A 24,779-nucleotide genomic window follows, 5' to 3' on the forward strand; every position below is an offset into this window, starting at 1 on the left:
CAGGCACCCGCGGCACCGCAGGGTCACGCGGCACCGCAGGGTCACGCGGCACCGCGCTCGGCCTCGCCGCAGACACCCGCAGCCACCACCCCCCGCGCGGTCCCGGAACCACCGCAGTCGCAGGCCGGGCCCTACCCCGGCGTCGTCGGCGGCGGGGAGACCCGGATGCCTCCGCAGTACGGCCGGCCGGCCGATCCCCTCGATCCGAATGTGCGGCTCTCGGAACTGACCGGGCATGCCCCCCGGGAACGTCGCGCCGACCGCAGCGAACAGATCAGCGTGCAGGAGCTTCTGCGCCGTACCCGCGACAGCGGCGACGAGGACTGAGGCCGACCGACCACATGACCGCCGAGGACAGTCCCCGACCCGGTGCGAGCACCGGCGACGCGGTGTCTCGTCCGGGGTGGCATCGCTGGCTGCGGATCGGTGTCCTGCTGGCGGTGATCGCCATCCTCACCGTCGAGGCGGTGCTGGTCTGGCCGCATCTGGCACCGGCCTGGGACAACCTCGGTCAGATCCGCTGGGGATGGGTGATCGCCTGTATCGTCGCCGCCGTGCTGTCGATGGACAGCTATGCGCAGGTGCAACGGGTGCTGATGCGGTCCGCCGGTGTGCGGGTGCGCCAGCGCGAGTCCCTCGCGGTGATTCTGGCGTCCAATTCGATCTCCCAGACCATGCCCGGCGGACAGGTCCTGGCCCCGGCGTTCATCTACCGGGAGAGCCGCAAGTGGGGGGCCAGCCCGGTGGTGGCCGCCTGGCAGCTGGTGATGTCGGGGTTGCTGGCCGGAGTCGGTCTGGCCGTCCTCGGCCTGGGCGGAGCCATCCTGGCCGGGGGCCAGACCAACCCGTTCTCAGTGGTCTTCAGCGTCGTCGGCTTCATCTCCTTCGTGCTGGTCATGCAGTATCTGGCCTCTCATCCGGAGGTGCTCGAGGGTACCGGCCGCCGAATCCTGGGCTGGATCAACAATCTGCGGGACAAACCCGCCGATCATGGGGTGGCGCGGTTCCGGCGGATTCTGGGCCAGCTGCGTGCGGTACAGCTGAACCGCCGGTCCGCCGGCGCCGCATTCGGCTGGAGTTTCTTCAACTGGGTCGCCGACGTCGCCTGCCTGGCCTTCGCCTGCTATGCGATCGGTGCGCAGCCCGGCTTTGCCGGCCTGATGGTGGCGTATGCGGCCGGGAAGGCGGTCGGCACAGCGATCCCGTTGCTGCCCGGCGGCATCGGCGTCGTCGATGCCGTGCTCGTTCCGGCGCTCAGCCGCGGCGCCGGACTGTCGTTGGGCGATGCGGTGCTCGCGGTGATCATCTACCGCGTCGTCAGCTATCTGCTGATCGCCCTGATCGGCTGGGTGGTGATCGCCTTCCGCTATCGCAGCGCGATCGGCTCCCGCGAAGACCTCCGCAGCGAGATGGAACGTGAGGAGAGCGACATCGACCCCGGGCCGGCACCGGCCTGAGCAGCGTCGCACGCTAGCGTGAAGCCATGACGGCTGCTGGTGCCCCTGCCTCGTTCCCGACACGATGGATCGCTCTGTCGGTGCTGTTCGACGTGATCGCGGTGATCGTGTTCGTCACGATCGGCCGCATCAACCACGAGGAAGGTTTCTCCTTCGGCGGATTCTGGGGCACCCTGTGGCCGTTCCTGGCCGGGTGGGCCGTGGCCGCACTGGTATCGATCGCGCTGACCGCCTCCGGCCGGGTCGGATGGTCGTTGCAGCGGCTGTTTCCGGCCGGAATCCTCTGCTGGGTCAGCACCATCGCCATCGGGATGCTGCTGCGCTGGGCCGACGGCCAGGGCATCGCGGCCAGTTTCGTGATCGTCGCCACGCTGGCGACGGGTGTGCTGCTACTGGGCTGGCGTTTGCTTGCCGCTCAGGTCGGACGCGGTCAGGTCAGCCGGTAGTACTTCTGCGCCACCTGCAGCGCCGCGGTACCCGACCGCGCATCCTCGCAGTACACCACGAGCACCTTTCCACCGGAGATGCCGACGAACCAGCCGGGCCCCTCCGGCCCGTTGGTACCCACCAGCGCGCGCAGGCCCGGCGCCCCGGAGATGTCGCTGGCGTCACCGCTGCGGGCGGTGGTGGCCATGGCCGCGGCGATCCGGCGCACCGTCTGATCGTTCATCGCGCCGAGCTTGCCGCCGGTCACCTTGGTCGGTGATCCCTTGATCAGGTACGGCGCCACCGAATCGGAGCCGCCGTCGAGCGATCGGGCCACCGCGACGCCCAGCGCCCCCATGTTCAGCATCGTCGCGGTGAAGTTCTGCGGCCGGAACGAGGCCGCCTGGATCGACCCGGACGGCTCCCCTTCCGGGGCCGCCACTCCCGGCACCGCAAAGGTGAGGCCCAGGCCCAGGTGCTGCATCTGCCCGGTCGCGGCGTCTTTGGTCTTGGCGTTCTTGTCGATCGCGTCGAAGACCGGATCCAGCGTACTGCCGGCCGGATAGGCCACATCGGCCAGAATCCGCTTGTCACCGGCGGCCGAGTTCTGCGCCATCCCCAGAATCGCTCCGGACTTCGCGTCGAAACTCATGATCGTGGCCGGTTGCGCCACCTCTACCGCGGCGTCCCCGAGCGCCAACTGCTCCTGCTGGTTGACGGTGGTCATGATGTCCGGGCCCGGCCGGCCCTGTTCACCTGCAAGACGCTGCGGGGCCTCGCCCGGGGCGGCCTGCTGAACCTGCCAGCCGGCGGTAGCGTCGCGCACCGCCTGCCAGTAGTTGGTCAGTCCGGTCGCCAGCGGAGTAGAGATCCGCCGATCGCTCATCACCAGCATGCCGGTCTTGACCACCGTCACCCCGGCGATGCGCTCGGGGTCGGCGGCCAGCACCTTCATATCGGGGTCGCGCAGAGTCACCGCGAGGGTCTGTCCGCCGTTGGCATCGGCGATCTTGTCGTTGATCACCTTCGCGGTGATCAGGGGGGCGATCGGCTTGAGCGCGGCCGCCAAGGCGTTGACCGAGCGCTGCAGGTTCCGGGTGGCCGCCGGATTGATCATGATCTCGTTGACCGGCTGCATCTGCATGAAGGCCTTACCCGAGGCGCTGCGCACCGTGGGCGCCGGCGTAGCGTCGGTGCGGATCAGCTGCAATCGGCCCCCGACGGGCATACCGGTGTTGAGCAGCGCCGGGTCCCACTGCACCCGCCAGCCGGACTCCAGCCGCCGGATGCTGCCGTTGGTCTTGGTGGTGAACTCCCGATCGTCGGGCCAGGACCACCGGGTACGCAGCACGAACGAGGCGGTGCCGTCGCTGTACTCGACGGTGTCGAGGACCTGCGCATCCACGGTGCGGGCATGCATTCCGGCGAAGGTCTCCCCGAGCGTCTCGGCCGCCTGCGACGGCGAGGTCGTCAGGTCCGAGGCCGCCGCGACGTCCTGTCCGGACATCGCCCGGGCGAAGGCCTGCGCGGCCTTGGCCGGGGCACTCGTCTCGCCGCCCCCGCAGGCGACGAGTGCCAGCGTCAGGACGGCACTGAGGCACAGCACCATCACCGAACGCCACGACAGCAGTCTCACAGTCCCAATCTTCACTCCTTTAACAGGTGCGGGGCCAGTCAGATGGTTTACAGTCCTGCGTCTAACTGGTCACGATCGTGCATCCGACCATAATGGACGCATGGCTTTACACCTGCTGCGATCCGCAGACCGCCCGGTGACCACCACCGAATGGCTGACCTCGCGGCATGGTTTCTCCTTCGGTGACCACTACGATCCCGGCAACACCCACCACGGTGTCCTGCTGGTGCACAACGACGAGACCGTCGCCGCTGGACAGGGATTCGACACCCATCCGCATCGGGAGACCGAGATCATCACCTGGGTGCTGTCGGGTTCGCTGGTGCATCAGGACTCCCGCGGGCACAGCGGCGTCGTCTATCCGGGGCTGGCGCAGCGGATGAGTGCGGGCACCGGGATCGAGCACTCCGAACGCAATGACACCTGGCGAGACGGTATGTGGCGCACCGATGCCGGCGACGGCGCCTCCGGCGGAGGCGAACCGGTCCACTACCTGCAGATGTGGCTGCTGCCCGATCAGACCGGCACCGGCCCCGACTACGAACAGTGCGATGTACGCAGCGAACTGGCCGCCGGCGGCCTGCTGGCGCTGGCCTCCGGCGACCGGCGGCACGACTCGGCGATCCGCATCCGCAACGCCGGCGCCACCCTGTGGGTCGCCCGATTGCCGGCCCGACAGCAGATCACGCTGCCGGCCGCCCGCTTCACCCACCTGTACGCCGCCACCGGGGCGGCCCGGGTGGAGTCGGCGACGCTGCAGACCGGCGATACCGTGCGGGCGGCAGACCTGGGCGGCAGCATACTGACCGCCCTGACCGACGCGGAGATCCTGATCTGGACGATGGACCGCGCCCTGGGTGAGTGACCGACCGGGAAATCGGGGCGCGGGTCAGGCAGTATGGACCGGGTGACCGCCAACACCCCCCTTCCCTCCGGCCTCGACCTGCAGTGGATCGATGAGTCCGTCGCCATCGGCGATGACCTGTTCACCCACGTCAACGGACGTTGGCTCGCCGAACACCAGATCCCCGCCGACCGCAGCATCGACGGCGCTTTCCACGTCCTGCGCGACAACGCCGAGGCACACGTGCGCGAGATCGTCGAGGAGGCCGCCCGCACCCCGGGCGAACCGATCGGCGACCTGTACACGTCCTTCATGGACACCGACCGGATCGCGGCGCTGGGCGCCGAGCCCATCGCCGACGATCTGGCCGCGATCGAGGCGCTCTCCGACACCACCGGTTTCGCGGCGCTGCTGGGCCGGCTGGGCCGCGGCGGCGTCCCCGGCCTGTTCGGTTTCTATGTCGACACCGACGCCAAGGACTCCGACCGCTACCTGGTGCATCTGGTGCAGAGCGGCCTGGGTCTGCCCGATGAGTCGTACTACCGCGAGGACAAGCACGCCGCAACCCGCGCCGCCTACCTGGACCATGTGGAGAAGATGTTCGCCCTGGCCGGTCTGGACGAGCCGGCCCGGGCCGCCGCGACCGTCCTGGACCTGGAGACCGCGCTGGCCGAACACCACTGGGATGTGGTCCGTCGCCGCGATGCGCAGGCCACCTACAACCTGCACAGCTACGACGAGCTCGTCGCGGCGGCGGCGGGATTCGATGTCGGCGCCTGGATCACCGCCGTCGCCGGCGACGATGCGGTCCCCGGGGCCTTCGCCGAGGTCAACGTCGGCCAGCCGTCGTTCCTGACCGCCGCTGCCCGGCTGCTCGCCGAACGCCCGCTGGACGACTGGAAGACCTGGCTGCGGTGGCGGCTGCTGCGGTCGGCCGCGCCGTATCTGTCGCCGGAGTTCGTCGACGAGAACTTCGCCTTCTACGGCACCACCCTCAGCGGCGCCCCGGAGAACCGGGATCGCTGGAAACGCGGTGTGGGGCTGGTCGAGGACGCGATGGGTTTCGCCGTCGGCGAGAAGTACGTCGAGAAGCATTTCCCACCGGCGGCTAAGGCCCGGATGGACGAGCTGATCGCGAACCTGATTGAGGCCTACCGCCGCAACATCACCGACCTGGAGTGGATGACCCCGGCCACCCGCGAACGCGCCCTGGCCAAACTGGATCGATTCACCCCGAAGATCGGCTATCCGGCCACCACCCGCGACTACAACGCGCTGATCGTGGACCGGGAGGACCTGCTCGGTAACGTCGCCCGCGCCGCCGCCTACGAGACCGACCGCGAACTGGCCAAGATCGGGCAGCCGGTGGACCGGGACGAGTGGTTCATGACGCCGCAGACGGTCAACGCCTACTACAACCCGGGGATGAACGAGATCGTCTTCCCGGCGGCGATCCTGCAACCGCCGTTCTTCGATGCCGACGCCGACGACGCCGCCAACTACGGCGGCATCGGCGCGGTGATCGGCCACGAGATCGGGCACGGCTTCGACGACCAGGGCGCCAAGTACGACGGCGACGGCAACCTGGTCGACTGGTGGACCGATGACGATCGCACCGAATTCGGCAAGCGCACCGCGGCCCTGGCCGCCCAGTATGCGCAGTACACGCCGACCGGCCTGAGCCCCGAACACACCGTCAACGGCGAGTTCACGCTGGGCGAGAACATCGGCGATCTGGGCGGGCTGTCCATCGCGCTGGTCGCCTACGCCATCGCCGGCGAAGCCGACGGCGGGGAGCCTCCGGTGATCGACGGGCTGACCGGCCCCCAGCGCGTGTTCTTCAGCTGGGCGCAGATCTGGCGCACCAAGACCCGGGACGAAGAGGCGATCCGGCGGCTGTCGATCGACCCGCACTCGCCGCCGGAGTTCCGCTGCAACGGCGTGGTCCGCAACATCGACGCCTTCTACGAGGCCTTCGACGTGCCCGGCGAGGCCGCATTGTTCCTGGCACCCGCCGACCGAGTGCGGATCTGGTGACCGGCACCTCCGCCCGCCGGGCTGCGCGCTGGCTGCTGCCGGCCCTGGCGGTGCTGATCTGGCTGGGTATCGGTGGGGCGACCGGACCGCTGGCCGGCAAACTCAACCAGGTCACCACGACCGACTCGAGTGCCTTCCTGCCGGCCTCGGCCGAATCGACCCGCGTGGGCGAGCAACTGCCGGCGTTCACCGATACCGGATTCTTCCCGGCGATCGTCGTCGCCGAAAGCTCCGGGGACATCACCGCGGCCGAGACTCGCTGGCTCACCGAGGCGACCGCCCCGCTGGCCGGGACCGAGGGCTTCGCACCGGCGTTTTCGCCGCCGCTGCCCTCGGCCGACCGGCATGCACTGCAGCAGTTCGTCCCGGTCTCCACCGACGGGAAGCCCAAGGAGCCGATCAAACGACTGCGCGAGGCCCTGGCCGATCCGCCGGCGGGCCTGACCGTCGCGGTGACCGGGCCCGCCGCGCAGGCCGCCGACCTGTCGAGCGCCTTCGCCGGTATCGACGGTCTGCTGCTGCTCGTGGCCGGCTCACTGGTCCTGGCGATCCTGATCGTCGTCTACCGTTCACCGATCTTGCCGATCGTGGTGCTGATCTCGGCGATCCTGGCGCTGGCGTTGGCTTCGGGGGTGGTCTACTGGCTGGCCGATGCCGACGTCCTGGAACTGAACGGGCAGAGCCAGGGCATCCTGTTCATCCTGGTCTTCGGTGCCGCGACCGACTACGCGCTGCTGCTGGTGGCGCGCTACCGCGAGGAACTCGCCGACCACGACGACGCCCGCGCGGCGCTGATCCGGGCGTGGCGGGCCACGCTGCCGCCGATCACCGCCTCGGCGGGAACCGTCATTCTGGGCGTGCTGTGCCTGCTGCTGAGTGACCTGAACTCCACCCGCAGCCTCGGGCCGATCGCCGCGATCGGTATCGCCGCATCCCTGCTGGCCTCGATCACCTTCCTGCCAGCGGTGCTCGCACTGTTCGGGCGCACGGCTTTCTGGCCGCGTCGCCCTCATCCGGCCACCGCCGAGGCCGCCGCCCAGGGAGGGACACACCGCATCTGGGCCAAGGTGGCCGCCTTCGTGGCCGCCGCCCCGCGCAAGGTGTGGATCGGCACGGTGGCCCTGCTCATCCTGGGCGCCGCCTTCGCCCCGATGTTCCGGTCCGACGGGGTATCCACCAACGACTTCTTCCTCGGCAGCGTCGAGTCGGTCGACGGGGCTCAGATACACGCCAGCCACTTCGATGCGGGGTCGGGCACCCCGACCTGGATCCTGGTGCCCGACGGCGAGGCGCCGGCGGCCGCCGAGACCGCCCGCACCACCCCCGGTGTCGCCGGGGCCGTGGTGTTGCAACGCGACGGCGGCCCCGTGGTGCGCGACGGACAAGCCGCTGTGGAGGTGACCCTGGCCGACGATCCCGACTCCATCGCCGCCCAGGAGACCGTGGCACATCTGCGTGACCGACTGGCGCCGATCTCCGGAGCGCAGGTCGGCGGGGCCACCGCTGTGGACCTGGACACCCGCCAGACCGCGGCCCGCGATCGCAACGTCGTGATCCCGGCGGTCCTGATCGTGGTGCTGGCCGTACTGATCCTGCTGCTGCGTTCCCTGGCCGCACCGGTGCTGCTGCTGGCGACGACGGTGCTCTCGTTCGCGACGACGCTGGGCATCGCCGCACTGCTGTTCAACGGGCCGTTCGGCTTCCCCGGCGCCGATCCCACGGTGCCGCTGTTCTCCTTCGTATTCCTGGTCGCTCTGGGTATCGACTACAACATCTTCCTGATGACCCGCGCCCGGGAGGAGACCAAGACCCACGGCACCCGCACGGGCATGATCATCGCGCTGACCACCACCGGCGGGGTGATCAGCGCCGCCGGGATAGTGCTCGCGGCCACCTTCAGCGCCCTGGCGGTGATTCCGCTGCTGTTCCTGGCGCAGGTGGCCTTCCTGGTCTCGGTCGGCGTCCTGATCGACACCCTGATCGTGCGTTCGCTGCTGGTCCCGGCGGTGACCCTGGACTTCGGCCACCGGATCTGGTGGCCCAGCCGCCTCGACAGGTCCGGGGGCGCCCCGGTGAACGCGCAGGGACGATGACCCCACCGGGCACCTCCGGGGAGCCGGCCGCCGCTCAGGCCGCCGGAACTCCCGACGAGCCGGCCGCCACGGCATCCGGCGGATCAAGACCGTGGGGCCGGTCGAAAGTGCGGCCCTGGACCACGTCAACCCCCGATGGCTGGCCCGTGCGCTGCTGCGCCCGTTGGGCGCTGCCTGCGTCCTGTTGATCGGGTACTTTCTGCTGCCGTTCAACCACGACAGCGATCTGACGCTGCTCGGTTCGGTGGTCGGCGGCCTGCTCCTGGTCGCCTTCTGCCTCTGGGAGATCCGCACCTTCCTGCATGCGAAGTATCCTCTGGCGGCCGCGCTGGAGATGCTGGTCGCACTGGTGACGCTGTACCTGGTGTCGTTCTCGACCGTGTACTTCCTGCTGTCGGACTATCACCCGGGCAGCTTCAACGAGGAGCTGACCCGGATGGACGCCCTCTACTTCTGCCTGACCGTGTTCACCACGACCGGTTTCGGTGACATCGACGCACTCTCCCAGGCCGCCCGGATCGCGGTCTCCTTCCAGATGGCGGCGAACCTGGTGTTGCTCGGTCTGGGCGCCCGGCTGTTCGGCATGGTCGTGACCGCCCGGCTCCGGGCCAGTCAGGCTCAGGACTGAGCCGCTGCCGCACACGAGGGCACGGCGCTGGGGCGATCAGCCCGCCAGGAAGGCAGCGACCGTCGCCTCGAACGCCGCTTTGGCCTCGATCATCACCCAATGTCCACACCGCGGGAACACGTGCAGCTGCGCATCGGGGATCAGGCGCGCCGGCAGCAGCGCCATATCCGGCGGACTCACCCGATCATCCAAACCCCAGGTCAGCAGCGTCGGGCACTGGACCTTGTGCAGCATCGACCAGTAGGGCGGGGCATCGGAGGAGGCGAGGAACTTCTGCTGCATCTCGAACGCCGCGGAGCTGTACATCATCGCGGCGGTCTTGCGGGCCGCCGGATCGGTCGCCGCGACCCAGCGCTCCTCGATCAGCTCGTCGGTGACCAGGCTGCGGTCGTACACCATCGAGCCCAGCCAGCGCACCAGCTTGTCCCGGTCGGGGGCGTCGGTGAACTCCTGCAGCAGCCGCAATCCCTCGCTCGGGCTGGGGCTGAGCACATTCGGCCCGACCCCTCCGATGGTGACCAGTCGGGTGATCCGTTCGGGGTGTTTGATCGCCAGATTCACCCCGACGACGCCACCCATGGAGTTACCGATAACCGCCGCCGACTCGATACCCAGCGCATCCATGAAGCGGAGCACCGCGGCCCCGGCGGTGAGCACCGGGTGCCCCTGCACCGGGTCGGAGACGCCGAAACCGGGGAACTCGATGATGTAGACGTGGTGGGTCTGTGCGAAGAAACCCAGGTTGCCGCGGAAATTGCGCCATCCGTTGACGCCCGGGCCGCTGCCGTGCAGCAGCAGCAGCACCTTCTGGTGCTCTGCACCCGCTTCGTGATAGCGGATCACGCCCTCGTCGGTCTGCAGTTCACGCTTGGTGCCCTCGTAGCTCACGTCCACGGCCGCCAGTGTAGTAGAACGTGTTCCAATTCAGTGCCGGGTAGGGTGAAGACATGGCCATCGACCCTTCTGTTCCCGCTGTCGCCGCAGGTCTGATCGGCGGCTACTCCGTCGCGCGTTACACCGGTCGCCGCGAACTCGGCGGCGTGGCCCTGGCCACCGCCGGCGTCGTGGCCGGCCGCAGTTGGCTGCCGCGTGGTGCGGCTGTCACCACCGGACTGACCGCCGCCTACCTGGGCGCCTTCGGCGTATCGCATCCCCTGGCGAAGAAGATCGGCGCCTGGCCGTCGGTGCTCACGGTCACCGCGGCCGCCACCGCCCTGACCGCAGTCGTCACCGCTCGCAGCTGAGGAGGTCGGCGGGCAGGTCAGCTCCGCGCCTCCGGCCGGCACTGTGCACCTCACCCGCACTCTGCAACGGGGTGCCGCCCGGTACCGAAGCTCAGCGGTGGCGGGCGAGGAGTTCCCGGATCCGTTCCGCCTGCGCTACCGAGACCTCGTCGGCCCGTTCGTCCTCACCGAAGACGTTGGAGCACAAGATCGCACCCTCGCGGTCCAGGAAGCCGGAGGCACCCAGCGCCGCGAACAGCTGATCCCAGTCGACGTCGCCGTCGCCGATCGCCAGGTGCTGGTGCACGCGCACGGCATTGCCCGGCGGGTTGGTGATGTAGCGCAGACCGTGTGAGCGGTGGTGGTCGAAGGAGTCCGCGCAGTAGACCGCGCCGAGCCGGTCGCCGAGCATCGGGATCAGCGTTTCGGCCCGATCGCCCATGTGGAAGGTATGACTGGCCACGTAGACAAAGCCCACCGATCGCGAATCCAGGCCGCGGATGATCTGCCAGGCCGCCAGTCCGTCCTCGACGAAGTCATCCGGATGCGGATCGATGTTCAAGGTCACCCCGTGCCGCTTGAGCACCGGAATCAAGGTCTCCATCGAGCGGTAGAAGCCGGCTTCGGACTCCTCGGCGCGCTCCGGACGTCCCGAGAACTCGGTGTTGATCACCGGGACCTCCAGTTCGGCGGCGATCTCGATGGTGCGCGTCAGGTTGCGGACGGCGGCCTGCCGCAGCGGCTCCTCGGGCCAGGAGAGCCGTTGCACCGGTAGCAGCGAGGTGATCCGGACTCCCGCAGCCGCGGCACGCTTCCCGACCGCGGCGATCAGTGCGGCATCGACGCGCGGGTGTCCGAAGAAGGGGATCCAATCCGGATGCGGGGTCAGTTGAATCCACTCGTATCCGTTCGCCGCGGCGACATCGAAGAAGTCCAGAAAATCGTGGGTGGCGTGGTACGGCGTGGGGTCGAGGGCGATGTGCACCATCGGGGGCTCCTGTTCTCGAGGATCAGCGGACGACGGTCGAATGGCCGCGGTCAGCGGTAGAACTCGGGGACCGGCGGGAGTTCCACCGGGACCGGTCCGGACCGGTCCAGTGCCGTGACTCCGGCCGCACAACACACCGCAACCCGGTAGCCGTCCCAGGCCGAAGGGCCGGCGACCGCCTCGGCGGCCTCCCCGGTGAGGAACCGCCGGGCCGCAGTGACCCAGGCCTGCACCTGGCGGTCGTAGGCCTGGGTGAACCGGGTGGTGAAGTCGGCGTGCTCCGGGATCGAGAAGGTCGCGTTCTGCCAGACCTGCAGACCCGACGGCTGCCCGATCCGCGCGATGCCGTCGGCCATCACGGCTTCGGTGGCGACCTGGTAGCCGAACCGCACCGAGACGTTCATCTCGACATCGATCAGTACCCCGTTGTCCAGTTCCATCAGCACCAGGATCGGCTCCTTCAGATGCGCCGGAGTGTTCGGGTTGCGCCGCCCGTGCCGTACCTCGACCGAGGTCACCGAGCCACCGGCGAGCCACGGCCCCACATCGAACTCGTGAACCACCGAATCGTTGATCAGCATCGGCTGGTCGTAGCTGTCGGGTACCGACGGGTTGCGATGCACCGCGTGGATCATCAGCAGTTCGCCGACCCGGCCCGAGGCGATCAGCTCCCGGAGCTGCTCGTATTCAGGGTCGAAGCGGCGCATGAAGCCCACCTGGACCAGTTTCTTTCCGCCGGCGATTTCGGCCTCCACCACCCGCCACGACGACTCTGGGTCTTTGGTCAGCGGTTTCTCGCAGAGAATCGGCAGACCGGCCTGCAGGCAGGTCAGCAGACCCGCCTCGTGGAACTGGCCCGGTGTGGCGATCAGGGCCGCATCCAGCGCACCCGCGGCGATCGCCTCGTCGACGCTGGCGAATCCCTGTGCCTCGGGTGCATGCGCGAGTGCGATGTCGCGCCGGTCCTCGTCGGGTTCGATCACGGCGCTCACAACGGCGCCGGTGATGGTGCCCGACAGCCGCTTGATGTGGTCGAACCCCATGGCGCCGGCGCCGACGACGCCGACCCGCAGTGCGGAAGTGAGCATTTCAGTGAGCCTTTCGGGTGAGCCGGTCCACAGGATCCGGGATTTCAGGGGCTGCGGTGGTGCGGAGGTGTGCGATTCAGTGGGTACGGGTGAGCGAGTGACAGCCGAAGATGTGCTGCCGGGTGCGGTCGGCGATCCCCAGCGGTGCGTCGATGTCACACCCGGGCATGTCCTGCTCGACGATGGCGAACATGTCCGGGTCGATCTTGAGCGCCTCGTCGATCACCGGGGCGAAGTCGGGGATGCCGTTGGGCGGTTCCACCATGATCTCGGCGGCGCAGTCGGCGAAGGGCACGTCGTTCTTGAGGATCTCCCAGATCAGCTTCGGATCGATCTGCTTCAGGTGCAGGTAGCCGATGCGGTCGGGGTGCGCCTGCATCAGTGCGACGTTGTCGCCGCCGTAGTACGCGAAGTGGCCGGTGTCCAGGCACAGGTTCACGTACCGCGGATCGGTCTCGGCCAGCAGCCGCTCCACCTCGCCGGTCGTGCCGACATGACTGTCGGCGTGGCTGTGGAACTGCTGGCGGATGCCGTACTCCTCCATCAGCGCCTTGCCGAGCCGGTCGTGCCCGGCGGCCAGCGCCGTCCACTGTTCGTCGTCGAGGGTGCGGGCCTCGAGCGCTTCGCCGGTCAGATCGCTGCGCCACAGATCGGGAATGACGACGATGTGCTCGGCCCCCATGGCACGCACCAGGGTGGCCACATCGCTGACCTGCTGCCAGGCCCGTTCCCACTGGCCCTCTCCCTTTTGGAAGCCGGTGAAGATGGTGCCGCCGGAGATCTCCAGATCCCGTTTGTCCAGTTCCTCCTTCAACCGGATCGGGTCGGTCGGCAGGTAGCCGTAGGGACCCAGCTCGATGTAGTGGTAGCCGGCCTCGGCGACCTCGTCGAGGAAGCGTTCCCAGGGGGTCTGGCGCGGATGGTCGGGGAACCAGACGCCCCAGGAGTCGGGTGCGGTACCGATGCGCAGGCCTTCGGTGCGCGCGGCGGTGTCGGTCATGGTCGGTGCCTTTCGTGGAGGACGTGTCGCTGTTGTCAGCCCAGGAGCGGTCGCTGGCGACGCTGCTGGTCGAGGTATTCGGTGTGGGCGGTGGCGGTGCTGTCGATTTCGGAGACCTGTGCGACCGGCACATCCCACCAGCCCAGCCCGTCCGGGGCGTAGACGAAGGGGTCGCTGTGCAGATGGATCACCGTGGGGCCGTCGGCGGCCTTCGCGGTGCCGATCGCCGCACCGAGTTCGGCCAGGGCCTCGGGGCCGGGTGCGATGTCCATCACCGCGCACCCGTAGCTGCGCGCATTGGCCGCCAGGTCGACCGGCAGGAACTCGCCGTGCTCGAAGGTCACCTTGGCCGGATCGCCGTCGGGAGTCTGGGCGTAGCGGTAGCGGGTACCGAACCGCTGGCTGCCCACGGTCTCCGACAGATGCCCGATCGAGGCGTAGCCCTGGTTCTGGATGATGACGACGATCAGCTTGATGCCCTCGGCGACGGCGGTCACCAGTTCGGTATGCAGCATCAGGTACGAGCCGTCGCCGACCAGCACCACGACATCGCGGTCGTCGCCGTCGGCGAGCAGCCCGCGCTTGGCGCCCAGGCCGCCGGCGATCTCGTAACCCATGCACGAGAACGCGTACTCGACGTGGTAACCCAGCGGATCGCGTGGTCGCCACAGCTTCTGCAGGTCTCCCGGCAGGGATCCGGCGGCCTGGACGACGACGTCCGCCGGATCCATCGCCGCCAGCACGGTGCCGATGATCTCCGGCTGGCCCGGCAGTTCGCCGCCGGTCGGCTCGAAGGCCTTGTCCACCGACGCATCCCAGTCGCGTTTGGCCTCGGCGGCGGCCTGTGCGTGCGCCGCCGTCACCCGGTCACCGGACAGCTCATCGCTCAGCGCGGTGAGCGCCTCCCTGGCATCGGCGATCACCGGGAACTGCGTGCCGTGCTTGTAGGCGTCGAACGAGGCGACGTTGATGTTGACGAAGTGCACGTCGGGATTCTGGAACGCACTACGGCTGGAGGTGGTGAAGTCGCTGTAGCGGGTGCCGACGCCGATGATCACATCGGCCTGCTCGGCGATGGTGTTCGCGGCGGCACTGCCCGTCGCGCCCACGCCACCGAGGTTGAGCGGATGGTCCCACGGCAGTACGCCGCCACCGGCCTGGGTGGTGGCGACCGGAATCCCGGTTGCTTCGGCCAGTTCCCGCAGGGCCTTCTCCCCGCCGGAGTAGAGCACCCCGCCGCCGGCGATGATCAGTGGACGCTGGGCCCGGCGAATGGCGGCGGCCGCACGGGCCAACGGGCCGCGTTCGGGCAGCGGACGGCGCAGATGCCAGTCGCGGTCGGCGAGGAACTCGGCGGGTACCTCGACCATTTCGGCCTGCACGTCCTCGGGCAGGGCGATGGTGACCGCCCCGGTCTCGGCCGGATCGGTGAGGACCCGCATCGCCGCCAGCGCGATCGAGAAGAGCTGCTCGGGCCGCTGCACCCGGTCGAAGAATCGTGAGAGCGGTCGGAAGGCGTCGGAGACCTGGATGCCGATGTCGTGCGGATGCTCCAGCTGCTGCAGCACCGGATCGGCCACGCGGGTGGCGAAGGTGTCCGAGACCAGCAGCAGCGCCGGCAGCCGGTTGGCGGTGGCCAGTGCCGCCCCGGTCAGCATATTCGCCGCACCCGGCCCTACCGAAGCGGCGCAGGCCAGCGTCGCGCGACGGCGATGCATCCGCGCATACCCGACGGCCTGGTGGACCATCGCCTGCTCGTTGCGCGCCTGGTAGAAGGGCATCAGACCCGGCTCGGTCTCGGCGTACTGAAGCAGCGCCTGGCCCACCCCGGCGACGTTGCCGTGTCCGAAGATCCCGAACGTACCCGGGACCGTGCGCTCGCGCAGGTCACCGTCGACCGTCCACTGGTGTCCCAGGAATTCGATCAGCGCTTGCGACACGGTCATACTTCGCGTGGTGGTCATGGCTGTGCGGCTCCTTCGGGCGAGTCGGTCGGGTCGGCCGGCGCGGAGGCCGGGTCGGGCAGATACGGCAGTCGGGGGTCGGGGTCCTGCAGCGGCCAGGTATCGCGCAGCCAGGCCTGCTGGGGGTCATCGCTGATCAGCCAGATCCGCTCGGGGTCGGGTCCGGCCATCACGTTCAGGTAGTAGAGGTCGTACTCGGGTGCGGCCATGGCCGGCCCGTGGTATCCGTACGGCACCAGGGCGATGTCGCCGGTTCGCACGATCACGTTGGTGTCGATGTCCCCGGCCGGGGAGGAGTACGTCACGAAGCTGCCGAAGGCATCGGTGTGTTCGGGAACCACCCCCGCGTCGGCGAACTGCCGGGCCGGGGCGGCCTCGAAGTAGTAGATCTCCTCCAAGCGGGATTCATGCCCGGGCACGTGCTCGTCGTGTTTGTGCGCCGGGTGCGAGGACCAATTGCCGCCGGGGGTGATCACCTCGCAGACGATCAACGCGGCCGCATCCAGGGCCTGCGGGGTACCGAAGTTGTGCACCTGACGGGTATCGCGGCCGGCACCGCGAACCTCCACCGGGACGTCCGCGGCGGCCAGGTACACGGTCGGTTTGCCGATCGCCGTCGGCGCTTCGGTCACGGCCACCCGACCGGAGCCGCGCACCGTAGCGCCGGTGCCGGCTCCCAGGTACAGCACGTCGGTCGGACCGTGGAAGACGCCGGGCCGGCCGTGCAGCCGGGTGACGGTGTCCTCGTGCGCCACGGTGAACGATCCGGCCAGGGGCACGACGATGCGTTCCACCTGCCCGGCCGGCAGGTCGAGTGCGGCATCGTCGTCGAGCACCGCGATCCGCAGGCCGGTATGACTCCAGCCGTCGATGTCGCCGTCGACGACGGACTCCCAGTCGTGGCGCGTCAGAGCGCCCCGGGGGTGGAACCACTCGTTCGGGGTGGGTGCCATCGTCGTGCTCCTCGTCTGGCTCATCGGATCGGTCGTGGTCGTGTTGTTCGGACGATCGCACGGTGCCGGCGATCGCGGGGACGGATCAGTCGTTCTGCGGGAAGCCCAGGTTGATGCCGCCGTGGCTGGGATCCAGCCAGCGGCTGGTGATCGCCTTGAGCTGGGTGAAGAACTTGACCCCTTCGGCACCGTGCGCCTTGGTGTCGCCGAACATCGAGGCCTTCCACCCGCCGAAGCTGAAGGTGGACACCGGCACCGGGATCGGCACGTTGATGCCGACCATGCCGACCTGGATCTCGCGCTGGAAGCGCCGGGCGGCACCGCCGTCGTTGGTGAAGATCGCGGTGCCGTTGCCGAAGGCACCGGCGTTGATCAGCTCGACACCCTCCTCGAACGTCTCCACCCGCACAGTCGCCAGTACCGGCCCGAAGATCTCTTCGGTGTACACCCGCGAGGTAGTGGGTACGGCATCGATCAGGGTCGGGCCGAGCCAGAATCCGGACGGCGCACCGTCGGCCTGCACCTGACGGCCGTCGACCACCACGGTGGCCCCGTCGTCGATCGCGACGTCGATGTACGAGGCGACCTTGTCCCGATGCTCGAGGGTCACCAACGGACCCATATCGCATCCGCGGCGGCCGTCGCCGACCTTCAGGGTGTGCATCCGCTCGACGATCTTCTCGATCAGCGGATCGGCGACCGGTTCCACGGCCACCACCACCGACACCGCCATGCAGCGTTCACCGGCCGAACCGAACCCCGCGTTGATCGCGGCATCGGCGGTCAGGTCCAGGTCGGCGTCCGGGAGCACCAGCATGTGGTTCTTGGCGCCGCCCAGGGCCTGGACGCGCTTACCGTACTTGGCACCCTGTTCGTAGACGTAGCGGGCGATGGGGGTGGAGCCGACGAACGAGATCGCCGCCACGTCCGGGTGGCTCAGCAGCCCGTCGACGGCTTCCTTGTCGCCGTTGAGCACCGTGAAGATACCGTCCGGCAGACCCGCCTCCTTCCAGAGTTCGGCCACCCAGATCGAGGCCGACGGGTCCTTCTCGCTGGGCTTGAGCACCACCGCGTTGCCGGCGGCGATCGCGATGGGGAAGAACCAGGCCGGCACCATCGCCGGAAAGTTGAAGGGGCTGATGATGCCCACCACGCCCAGGGGCTGCCGCGTCGAGTAGACGTCGACGCCGGTGGAGACCTGCTCGCTGTACTCGCCCTTGAGGTGCTCGTCCATACCGCAGGCGAACTCCACGACCTCTTGACCACGGCTGATCTCGCCGAGCGCATCGGAGAGCACCTTGCCGTGCTCGGCGGTGATGATCTCGGCGAGCTCGGGTTTGCGTGCCTCCAGCAGCTCCCGGAATCGGAACATCACCGCCCGCCGACGGGCCAGGGAGAGGTCGCCCCAGGCGTGCTGGGCCGCTTTGGCCGAGGCGACCGCCGCCTCGATCTCCCGCTGGCCGGCAAGCACCACCTTCTTGGTGACGGTGCCCAGGGCGGGGTCATAGACGTCTGCGGTGCGGTCGTCGGCCGAGGTGTACGGCGCGCCGTCGATCCAGTGCGGGACGATGGGCAGATCAGTCATTGTGGGGGTCCCCTTCCGGGTGGATAGTGATTGTCAGGTCTCAGCCGTGCACGAGGTCCGCGGCGGCATCCACGGCGGCGACCACATCGCCGTCGTGCGGGTAGAGCAGGCTGCGGCCCACGGTCAGACCGTGGACTCCGGGCAGCGCGAGGGTGTTGCGCCAGGTGACGAAGGCGGCGTCGGGGTCGCCGGCCGGTTCGCCGCCGAGCAACAGCGTGGGCAGGGTGGTCGCGGCCATCACGCGGGCCATGTCCTCGACCACCGGGAGCTTCATCCACGTGTAGGCGGAGCTGCCGCCCAGCCCAGCGGCGATGGCGATGGAGGCGATCACCGCATCGGTGGACAGGTCGTTGACCACGCGGCCGTTCACCCGGCGGCTGAGGAAGGGTTCCAGCATGATCGGCAGCTTCGCTGCCGCGGCGGCGTCGACGGCCTTGGCGGTGGCCTCCATCGTCACCACGGTGTCGGGGTCGTCCAGATCGAAACGCACCAGCACCTTGGCGAAGTCGACGCCGGCCCGGACCATCGCCGGCACGTCGTAGGCGGTGTAGCGGTCGTCCATCTCGAAGGCGGCCCCGCGCAGTCCGCCCCGGTTCATCGAACCGACGACGATCTTGTCGTCGAGCAGCCCCAGCAGAGCCAGGTCGTCGATGATGTCCGGGGTACCCAGCACCCCGTCGACACCCGGCCGCGCCAGCGCGGTCGCGAGTCGCTGGAGCAGGTCGTAGCGGTCGCCCATCGCCATCGGATCCGTTCCGATGCCCAGCGCACCTCGCGCGGGATGATCGGCGGCCACGATCATCAGCCGGCCGTCACCGCGGACGACGGGCCGGCGCTGACGTTCCGCCAGCACCCGGCCGAGCCGCTCGGGATCCTCCAGGCGGTCGCGGCGCAGCCGGTCGAACTGCGCCTCGGTGATCGGGCCGGAGGTGGTCAGCGCCGGTAGCGCCAGCGTCGCGGGTGCGGTCATGAATCGAGCTCCTTGAGGATGGTCTCCACCTCGGCGGTGGTAGGCATGGCGGTCGAGCATTCGCGGCGGGAGGCCACGATCGCCCCGGCGATGTTGGCGAATCGAAGGATGCGCTGCAGGTCCCAGCCCTGCAGCAGGCCGTGGCAGAAGGCCCCGCCGAAGCTGTCCCCGGCACCGAGGCCGTTGATCACATCGACGAAGTACGGCGGCACTTCGACACGCTCCTCGCGCGTCTTGGCCAGCACCCCCTTCGGCCCCTGTTTGACCACGGCCACCTCGAGGCCGCGTTCGAGCAACGCGTCGGCGGCCCGATCGGGTTCGGTCTCGCCGACGGCGACCTCGCACTCCTCCTTGTTGCCGATGGCGATGGTGACCTGTTCGAGCGCTTTACCGACCTGCTCGGTGGCCTCGGCTGCCGAGTTCCAGAACATCGGCCGGTAGTCCAGGTCGATGACGGTGTGCGGCACACGCTTGCGCGCCGACCAGGCAGCGAAGTGGGTCTGGCGGCTGGGTTCGCGGGACAGTCCGGTGACGGTCGACCAGTAGATGCGGGCCGCGGCTACCGCCCCCTCGTCGAGATCGTCGGGCGCCAGCATCAGATCCGGCGCAATCGGATCGCGATAGAAGTACAGCGGGAAGTCGTCGGGCGGAAAGATCTCGCAGAAGGTGACCGGAGTGTTCAGGCCGGCGACGGTCCCGACGAAGCGATCGTCGACGCCGAGGCGAGCCACCTCGCGGTGCAGGTAGCGGCCGAAGGCATCGTCACCGGTCGCGGTGATGACGGCCGAGTGCAGGCCGTGCCGGGCACCGGCGACCGCGACATTGGTCGCACTGCCACCCAAATACTTGCCGAAGGTCTCGACGTCTTCGAGGCCGACGCCGTCCTGCAGCGGGTAGACGTCGACGCCGATGCGACCGATGGTGATCAGGTCGTACGGTGCTGTGGTCGTCATGCCGATCGGGATCCTTCCTGACGGAGCGGGAGTGATGTCAGCTACATTCTCGTTCTTTGTAATGACAATCTAGCCTAGGTAGCGGTTGTTTGTCTACGCCCTCTGAGCTGCATACTCTCACGACAGGTTGCGCACTTCGCCGTTCACATCGCACGGGACGGTGACATCTTTGTCTGGACATGTTGAAGATGCTTGACGTGGCTGTCCAGTCTGATCGACGAGGGAACTGACCTATCATGAGCAGAATGAGCGCCATCGAGATCGACGTCGAACTCGATCGACTGAGCCCGGTCCCGCTGTACTTCCAACTCGAACAGGCCCTGGAACAGGCGATCGTATCCGGGCGGCTGCAGCCGGGGGACCGCATCGAAAACGAGGTGGACCTGGCCAAACGCCTGAACATGTCCCGGCCCACCGCGCGTCAGGCGATCCAGTCCCTGGTCGACAAGGGACTGCTGGTCCGCAAGCGCGGCGTGGGCACCCAGGTGGTGCGTAACGAGGTGCATCGTGCGGTAGAACTGACCAGCCTGTACGAGGATCTGGCCGACGTGGGTCGCATGCCCACCACCGAACTGCTCGACTACCGCCTCGGACCGGCCGAAGACGAGATCGCCGACGAGCTCGGCATCGAGCCCGGTGCGTCGATCGTCGAGATGCGCCGGCTCCGGCTGGCCGACGATGAACCGATCGCCATTCTCACGAACTATCTTCCCGCCGACTTCGCGCCCGCACCCGACGAACTGCGGCAGAAAGGCCTGTACCAGGGCCTGCGTTCGCGCGGCATCACCATTCAGCTGGCCCGGCAGCGCATCGGCGCCCGGCTCGCCGAAGGCGACGAGAGTCGGCTGCTGAACGAAGACGCGGGCTGCGCGGTCCTGACCATGCAGCGCGTCGCCTTCGACGAGATGGGCAAGGCCGTGGAGTTGGGCCGCCACGTCTATCGTTCGTCGCTGTACTTCTTCGACGTCTCGGTGCAGAGCCGCTGAACGTGCGCCGCCGAATCCGGTCAGGTGATTCGCCTGGGGACCAGGCCGCGGCGCGAGGACTCCGACCCGATCCGCACGTGACCGGTCAGCACGGCCGCCCCGGCGGACGAGGCCAGGATCGGTTCCAACCGCAGTTCCCGGATCTCCGGAATCCCCTCGCACAACGCCGAGACCCGCTCCACCAGATCCGCCAGCGCCTCGGTATCGGCTGCCTCGGTGTTGGCCAGGCCGCCGAGCAGTGGCGCCGCGCGCGGTGCTACGACCAGTTGCCGCGCATCTTCGGGCCCCAGCGGCAGCGCCCGGAATGCCCGATCGCCGAGCAGCTCGGTGACCATCCCGGACAGGCCGAAGGAGATCACCGACCCGACCGACGGATCGTCGTGCATCGCGATCACGCAGCCGACACCTTTGTCCGCCATCTGCTGCACGTGCAGTAACGGGGAACCAGAGATTCCGGCGAGATCCTGATACGCGCGACGGACCTCGGCGGCCGATTCCAGATCCAGCCGCACTCCCCGGAGGTCGGCGCGATGACGCCAACCGTGGCTCGTCGCCTTCAGCGCGACCGGATAGCCGAGTTCCTCTGCGCCGGCGACCGCCTCCTGAGCGGTCAGCGCTTCCCGGAAATCCACCAGGTGGATTCCGAAGCACTCCAGCAGGGCGGCCACCTGGGTGTCCGACAGCCAGCCGCCGGCGGAGACCCCGTGCCGCAGGGCGGTCACGACCAGCCCGTGCGCACGCTCCAGATCGATCCCGTCGGGCACCCGCGGTTCCGAGACCGGCCGACTCCGCCAGACCGCATACCGCCACACCCGCTGCAGCGCGCGCACCGCACGGTCGGGGTCGGGGAACGACGGCACCGATCCGAAGGCCGGCATACCGTCGTTTCCGTTGACGGCCAGTGCTTCGGGGATTCCATTCGCCCCGGAGAAGGTCGTGACGATCGGCTTGTCCGAACTCTTCGCCACCTCCCGCAGCGGTGCGGCGAACGGTTCCATCGGAATCGGGACCGGCGGCACCACCAGCGCGACCACCGCATCCACGGCAGGATCGGCCACCACGGCGGCCAGGGTCTCACCGAACTCCGCAGGCTCGGCGGTCGGGCCGATGATCTCGGTGCGCACCGCCGTAAGGCCCCCGGAGCCGGCGACGTCGACCGCGAGCCAGCCCAGCGGCGCACTGGTGCTGATGACGGCGATCCGCGGACCGGCCAGCAGAGGCTGATGGCACAGCACCGTCGCACAGTCGAACATCTCCACGATCGAGTCGACCGCGATCACCCCGGCCTGGGAGAAGACGTTGGCCGCGACGGTGTTGTCGATCGCCGGCGCACTACCGTGCGCATCGGGGCGATCGATCCGGCTGCTGCGCACCACCACGATCGGTTTGTCCCGGCCCATCCGGCGCGCCAGATGCACGAACTTGTGCGGGTTGCCCAGCGACTCCAGATACAGCAGCACCACGTCGGTGTCCGGGTCGGAGTCCCAGTACTGCAGCAGATCATTGGCGGACACGTCGGCGCGGTTACCCGCCGAGACGAACGTCGACAGCCCGAGTCGCCGTGCCGCCGCCTCCCGCAGGACCGTCGCCCCCAGCGGGTCGGACTGGCAGAAGAAGCCGGCCCGCCCCCGCCCCGGGATCTGCGGAGCCAGGGTGGCGTTCATCGCCACATCCGGGGCGTTGTTGGCGATGCCCAGCGCGTTGGGCCCGACCAGGCGCATGCCGTGCAACCGGGCTTCCCGGACCAGCCGGCGCTGGGCGGCGTAGCCGTCCGCGTCCGAGTCGGCGAATCCGGCCGAGAGCACCAGCAGCCCCTTGACCCCTTTGTCCAGGCAGTCGTCGAGGACGTCGTCGATATCGGCGGCGGGGACTGCCACGATCGCCAGATCGACGCGATCGGGGATATCGCGAACGGTGGGATAGGCCCGCACCCCCTGAACTGCACCGCGGGTGGCGTTCACCGGGAAGACCGGACCCGTGTATTTTCCGGCGAGCAGGTTCGCTAGGACTGCCTGCCCCACCTTCCCCGGCCGGGGAGATGCCCCGATCACCGCGATCGACCGCGGCGACAGGAGGTTCCGGACGCTGCGCGACTCCGAGGCCCGCTCCCGCGCGTTACGAACCTGCAGCAGCGCCTCCGACGGGTCGATCGCGAACTCGAGCTCCAGGATCTCGCCGTCCGCGGTGCCGCTGACCTGATAGCCGGCCTCTTCGAAGACCCGCACCATGCTCGGATTCTCGGCCAGCACATAGGCGTCGAAGCGTTCGATGCCGTTCTCGGCGGCGGCCCCGGCGAGGTGTTCGAGCAGCACCGAGCCCAGTCCACGACGCTGATGCTCGTCGGAGACCACGAAGGCGACCTCGGCCGTGGTCTGCTCGGGCTGACCCTCATAGACCCCGACGGCGATGATCTCGTCACCCAGGAGCGCGACCAGTCCCACCCGGTAGCGGTTGTCCACATGCGTCGCCCGGTAGACCTCTTCGGCTGACAGGGTGGCGTGCGATTCGAAGTAGCGGAGAAACCGGGTCTCCTCGGAGAGTCTGGAGTGGAAGGACACGAGCTTGAAGGCGTCATCGGGGGTGATCGGGCGCAGGTGGACCACCCCGCCGTCGGCGGCCAGCACATCGGCGCGCCAGTCCTCCGGGTAGCTGGGCCGCTCCTCCGGTGCGGAGTCGGCATCGGCGGCCAGGTCGGGCCGGTCGGCGTCAGACACGGGGATCGTCCGGGTCCAGGCCGTACAGCGGGAACACCGCCCGGCGGGTGGCCGCCACCGCCGCGTCCACCCTGGCGGCTCGGTCCGACTCGTCGGTGGATTCTTCCGCCGGTCCGGGCCAGGGGGTGAACGACAGGTCACCGTTATCGCCGAGGGCCGCCGGGAGCTCGGCGTCGGGCACCTTGGCGCGCACGTAGTCGAGCCAGTCCTGCGGCACCGGCAGCCCCGGATCGAGGGGTCTGCCGAGCACTACCGCCATCAGATGCGTCCAGGCCCGGGGAACCGCACTCAGCAGTTCGTAGCCACCGCCGCCGACGGCGAGCCAGCGTCCCTGCGCATAGCGATCGGCCAGATCCCGCATCGCCAGATAGGCCGCGCGCTGCCCGTCGACGGTCAGCGCGAACTGGGCGAGCGGATCCTCGCGATGGGTATCGGCTCCGCACTGACTGATGATGATCTGCGGACCGAAGGCCGCGATAACCCGCGGCACCACGGCGGAGAACGCCCGGAACCACTGCCCGTCGTCGGTGCCCGGCGGCAGCGGCAGATTCACCAGACTGCCCGCAGCCGCACCTTCGCCCACGTCCTCAGCACGGCCCGTGGACGGAAAGATCGTGTCCGGATCCTGGTGGATCGATACCGTCAGCACACGCGGATCGTCCCGGAACGCACATTCGACGCCATCGCCGTGATGGACGTCGACGTCGATGTAGGCGATGCGGGAGAAACCGTTGTCCAGCAGCCACGCGATCGCCACCGCGACATCGTTGTAGACGCAGAATCCGGCGGTCGACGACGGCATCGCATGATGCATGCCGCCACCGATGCTCACCGACCGCTGTACCCGCCCGGCGGCGATCTCCCGCGCGGCCTGCAACGTTCCGCCGGCGATCATCGCCGATGCCGCGTGCATGCCGGGGAAGACCGGGTTGTCCTCGCCGCCGATCCCGAACTCGTCCGGCTCGTCCCACGACGAGGGCACCGCATCCTTGACGGCCTGGACATAGTCCGGCGCGTGTACCCGGAGCAGATCGCTGTCGGCAGCGGCGGCGGGTTCGATCAGGGTCGCCCCGTCGAGGATTCCGAGGCAGCCGGCGAGTTCCATCGTCAGTTCGAGACGGATCGGGTTCATCGGATGGTAGGGCGTCCACGCGTAGTCGAGGTACCGCCGGCTCCACACGACCGCGCCCTCTGCCGCCGTTCCGGACATCGCCACCTCACACCTATCGGTCTT

21 protein-coding genes are annotated in these 24,779 nt (G+C 68.8%); 9 read left to right on the forward strand and 12 right to left on the reverse strand.

What is annotated here, in order from left to right:
- The 3 genes from GOHSU_RS16890 to GOHSU_RS09780 all read left to right on the forward strand — a co-directional run.
- A partial coding sequence (locus GOHSU_RS16890) for a hypothetical protein (protein ID WP_005940572.1) occupies positions 1-327 on the forward strand: 327 nt, incomplete at its 5' end.
- Positions 328-341: 14 nt separating this feature from the next.
- Positions 342-1,457 carry a lysylphosphatidylglycerol synthase transmembrane domain-containing protein gene (locus GOHSU_RS09775; RefSeq protein WP_005940576.1) on the forward strand — a complete coding sequence of 372 codons (1,116 nt, stop codon included), beginning with the start codon at positions 342-344 and terminating at the stop codon, positions 1,455-1,457.
- A 26-nt stretch (positions 1,458-1,483) separates the two neighbouring features.
- Complete coding sequence (locus GOHSU_RS09780) at positions 1,484-1,903, forward strand: DUF3054 domain-containing protein (protein WP_005940579.1); 420 nt, start codon at positions 1,484-1,486, stop codon at positions 1,901-1,903.
- On the opposite strand, the gene GOHSU_RS09785 is transcribed toward GOHSU_RS09780, so the two are convergent.
- A complete protein-coding gene (locus GOHSU_RS09785) occupies positions 1,888-3,492 on the reverse strand; it encodes an NTF2-like N-terminal transpeptidase domain-containing protein (protein WP_051139457.1) in 1,605 nt (534 codons plus the stop codon). The two genes, GOHSU_RS09780 and GOHSU_RS09785, sit on opposite strands and share 16 nt — an antisense overlap.
- A 127-nt stretch (positions 3,493-3,619) precedes the next feature.
- On the opposite strand from GOHSU_RS09785, the gene GOHSU_RS09790 reads away from it, so the two are divergent.
- The 4 genes from GOHSU_RS09790 to GOHSU_RS09805 all read left to right on the forward strand — a co-directional run bounded on the left by GOHSU_RS09790 (position 3,620) and on the right by GOHSU_RS09805 (position 9,121).
- Complete coding sequence (locus GOHSU_RS09790; RefSeq protein ID WP_005940584.1) at positions 3,620-4,384, forward strand: pirin family protein; 765 nt, start codon at positions 3,620-3,622, stop codon at positions 4,382-4,384.
- Between the two features lie 33 nt (positions 4,385-4,417).
- Positions 4,418-6,400 (forward strand): M13 family metallopeptidase, encoded by a 1,983-nt coding sequence (locus tag GOHSU_RS09795; RefSeq protein WP_005940588.1) that lies wholly within the window; start codon positions 4,418-4,420, stop codon positions 6,398-6,400.
- Positions 6,397-8,493: an MMPL family transporter gene (locus tag GOHSU_RS09800; protein WP_005940591.1), complete on the forward strand. Its 2,097-nt coding sequence runs from the start codon at positions 6,397-6,399 to the stop codon at positions 8,491-8,493. Before GOHSU_RS09795 ends, GOHSU_RS09800 begins: the two co-directional genes overlap by 4 nt.
- Before the next feature lie 91 nt (positions 8,494-8,584).
- Complete coding sequence (locus tag GOHSU_RS09805) at positions 8,585-9,121, forward strand: potassium channel family protein (RefSeq protein ID WP_005940594.1); 537 nt, start codon at positions 8,585-8,587, stop codon at positions 9,119-9,121.
- Between the two features lie 36 nt (positions 9,122-9,157).
- Here the strand turns inward: GOHSU_RS09805 and GOHSU_RS09810 are convergent, their stop codons facing one another.
- On the reverse strand, positions 9,158-10,015 hold the full coding sequence (locus GOHSU_RS09810; protein WP_005940597.1) for an alpha/beta fold hydrolase: 858 nt from the start codon (positions 10,013-10,015) through the stop codon (positions 9,158-9,160).
- Between the two features lie 53 nt (positions 10,016-10,068).
- Between GOHSU_RS09810 and GOHSU_RS09815 the strand changes: the two genes are divergently transcribed.
- Positions 10,069-10,365, forward strand: a complete 297-nt coding sequence (locus GOHSU_RS09815; RefSeq protein WP_005940600.1) for a hypothetical protein — start codon at positions 10,069-10,071, stop codon at positions 10,363-10,365.
- Between the two features lie 91 nt (positions 10,366-10,456).
- Here GOHSU_RS09815 and GOHSU_RS09820 read toward each other — a convergent pair whose 3' ends face one another.
- From GOHSU_RS09820 to iolC, 8 genes are all read right to left on the reverse strand, one after another.
- Positions 10,457-11,332 carry a sugar phosphate isomerase/epimerase family protein gene (locus GOHSU_RS09820; protein ID WP_005940603.1) on the reverse strand — a complete coding sequence of 292 codons (876 nt, stop codon included), beginning with the start codon at positions 11,330-11,332 and terminating at the stop codon, positions 10,457-10,459.
- A gap of 50 nt (positions 11,333-11,382) precedes the next feature.
- Positions 11,383-12,420, reverse strand: a complete 1,038-nt coding sequence (locus tag GOHSU_RS09825; RefSeq protein ID WP_005940606.1) for a Gfo/Idh/MocA family protein — start codon at positions 12,418-12,420, stop codon at positions 11,383-11,385.
- 76 nt (positions 12,421-12,496) lie between these two features.
- A complete protein-coding gene (locus GOHSU_RS09830) occupies positions 12,497-13,420 on the reverse strand; it encodes a sugar phosphate isomerase/epimerase family protein (protein WP_005940609.1) in 924 nt (307 codons plus the stop codon).
- A 35-nt stretch (positions 13,421-13,455) separates the two neighbouring features.
- The gene (iolD, locus tag GOHSU_RS09835) at positions 13,456-15,384 is read right to left on the reverse strand and encodes a 3D-(3,5/4)-trihydroxycyclohexane-1,2-dione acylhydrolase (decyclizing) (RefSeq protein WP_005940612.1); all 1,929 of its coding nucleotides are present in this window, start codon (positions 15,382-15,384) and stop codon (positions 13,456-13,458) included.
- Complete coding sequence (gene iolB / locus GOHSU_RS09840; protein ID WP_005940615.1) at positions 15,381-16,337, reverse strand: 5-deoxy-glucuronate isomerase; 957 nt, start codon at positions 16,335-16,337, stop codon at positions 15,381-15,383. Before iolB ends, iolD begins: the two co-directional genes overlap by 4 nt.
- 85 nt (positions 16,338-16,422) lie before the next feature.
- Positions 16,423-17,922 carry a CoA-acylating methylmalonate-semialdehyde dehydrogenase gene (locus GOHSU_RS09845; RefSeq protein WP_005940618.1) on the reverse strand — a complete coding sequence of 500 codons (1,500 nt, stop codon included), beginning with the start codon at positions 17,920-17,922 and terminating at the stop codon, positions 16,423-16,425.
- 40 nt (positions 17,923-17,962) lie between these two features.
- Positions 17,963-18,892, reverse strand: coding sequence for a Cgl0159 family (beta/alpha)8-fold protein (locus GOHSU_RS09850; RefSeq protein ID WP_005940621.1), 930 nt, complete (start codon positions 18,890-18,892; stop codon positions 17,963-17,965).
- Positions 18,889-19,845: a 5-dehydro-2-deoxygluconokinase gene (iolC, locus tag GOHSU_RS09855; RefSeq protein WP_005940624.1), complete on the reverse strand. Its 957-nt coding sequence runs from the start codon at positions 19,843-19,845 to the stop codon at positions 18,889-18,891. The genes GOHSU_RS09850 and iolC overlap by 4 nt, the downstream gene beginning before the upstream one ends.
- 245 nt (positions 19,846-20,090) lie before the next feature.
- Here iolC and GOHSU_RS09860 point away from each other — a divergent pair, with 245 nt between their 5' ends.
- A complete protein-coding gene (locus GOHSU_RS09860; protein WP_024332542.1) occupies positions 20,091-20,831 on the forward strand; it encodes a GntR family transcriptional regulator in 741 nt (246 codons plus the stop codon).
- A 20-nt stretch (positions 20,832-20,851) separates the two neighbouring features.
- Here GOHSU_RS09860 and GOHSU_RS09865 read toward each other — a convergent pair whose 3' ends face one another.
- A complete protein-coding gene (locus tag GOHSU_RS09865) occupies positions 20,852-23,545 on the reverse strand; it encodes a bifunctional acetate--CoA ligase family protein/GNAT family N-acetyltransferase (protein WP_005940630.1) in 2,694 nt (897 codons plus the stop codon).
- Positions 23,538-24,755, reverse strand: a complete 1,218-nt coding sequence (locus GOHSU_RS09870; RefSeq protein WP_005940634.1) for an acetoin utilization protein AcuC — start codon at positions 24,753-24,755, stop codon at positions 23,538-23,540. The genes GOHSU_RS09865 and GOHSU_RS09870 overlap by 8 nt, the downstream gene beginning before the upstream one ends.
- Between the last annotated feature and the right edge of the window lie 24 nt (positions 24,756-24,779).

Source organism: Gordonia hirsuta DSM 44140 = NBRC 16056 (genome assembly GCF_000333015.1).
In the GTDB taxonomy this organism is placed as follows: Bacteria; Actinomycetota; Actinomycetes; order Mycobacteriales; family Mycobacteriaceae; genus Gordonia; species Gordonia hirsuta.

Coding starts and splice junctions, on each gene's coding strand:
- GOHSU_RS09775 (WP_005940576.1), top strand. CDS start 342: ATGACCGCCGAGGACAGTCCCCGACCCGGTGCGAGCACCGGCGACGCG.
- GOHSU_RS09780 (WP_005940579.1), top strand. CDS start 1,484: ATGACGGCTGCTGGTGCCCCTGCCTCGTTCCCGACACGATGGATCGCT.
- GOHSU_RS09785 (WP_051139457.1), bottom strand. CDS start 3,492: ATGGTGCTGTGCCTCAGTGCCGTCCTGACGCTGGCACTCGTCGCCTGC.
- GOHSU_RS09790 (WP_005940584.1), top strand. CDS start 3,620: ATGGCTTTACACCTGCTGCGATCCGCAGACCGCCCGGTGACCACCACC.
- GOHSU_RS09795 (WP_005940588.1), top strand. CDS start 4,418: ATGGACCGGGTGACCGCCAACACCCCCCTTCCCTCCGGCCTCGACCTG.
- GOHSU_RS09815 (WP_005940600.1), top strand. CDS start 10,069: ATGGCCATCGACCCTTCTGTTCCCGCTGTCGCCGCAGGTCTGATCGGC.
- GOHSU_RS09820 (WP_005940603.1), bottom strand. CDS start 11,332: ATGGTGCACATCGCCCTCGACCCCACGCCGTACCACGCCACCCACGAT.
- GOHSU_RS09825 (WP_005940606.1), bottom strand. CDS start 12,420: ATGCTCACTTCCGCACTGCGGGTCGGCGTCGTCGGCGCCGGCGCCATG.
- GOHSU_RS09830 (WP_005940609.1), bottom strand. CDS start 13,420: ATGACCGACACCGCCGCGCGCACCGAAGGCCTGCGCATCGGTACCGCA.
- iolD (WP_005940612.1), bottom strand. CDS start 15,384: ATGACCACCACGCGAAGTATGACCGTGTCGCAAGCGCTGATCGAATTC.
- iolB (WP_005940615.1), bottom strand. CDS start 16,337: ATGGCACCCACCCCGAACGAGTGGTTCCACCCCCGGGGCGCTCTGACG.
- GOHSU_RS09845 (WP_005940618.1), bottom strand. CDS start 17,922: ATGACTGATCTGCCCATCGTCCCGCACTGGATCGACGGCGCGCCGTAC.
- GOHSU_RS09850 (WP_005940621.1), bottom strand. CDS start 18,892: ATGACCGCACCCGCGACGCTGGCGCTACCGGCGCTGACCACCTCCGGC.
- iolC (WP_005940624.1), bottom strand. CDS start 19,845: ATGACGACCACAGCACCGTACGACCTGATCACCATCGGTCGCATCGGC.
- GOHSU_RS09860 (WP_024332542.1), top strand. CDS start 20,091: ATGAGCGCCATCGAGATCGACGTCGAACTCGATCGACTGAGCCCGGTC.
- GOHSU_RS09870 (WP_005940634.1), bottom strand. CDS start 24,755: ATGTCCGGAACGGCGGCAGAGGGCGCGGTCGTGTGGAGCCGGCGGTAC.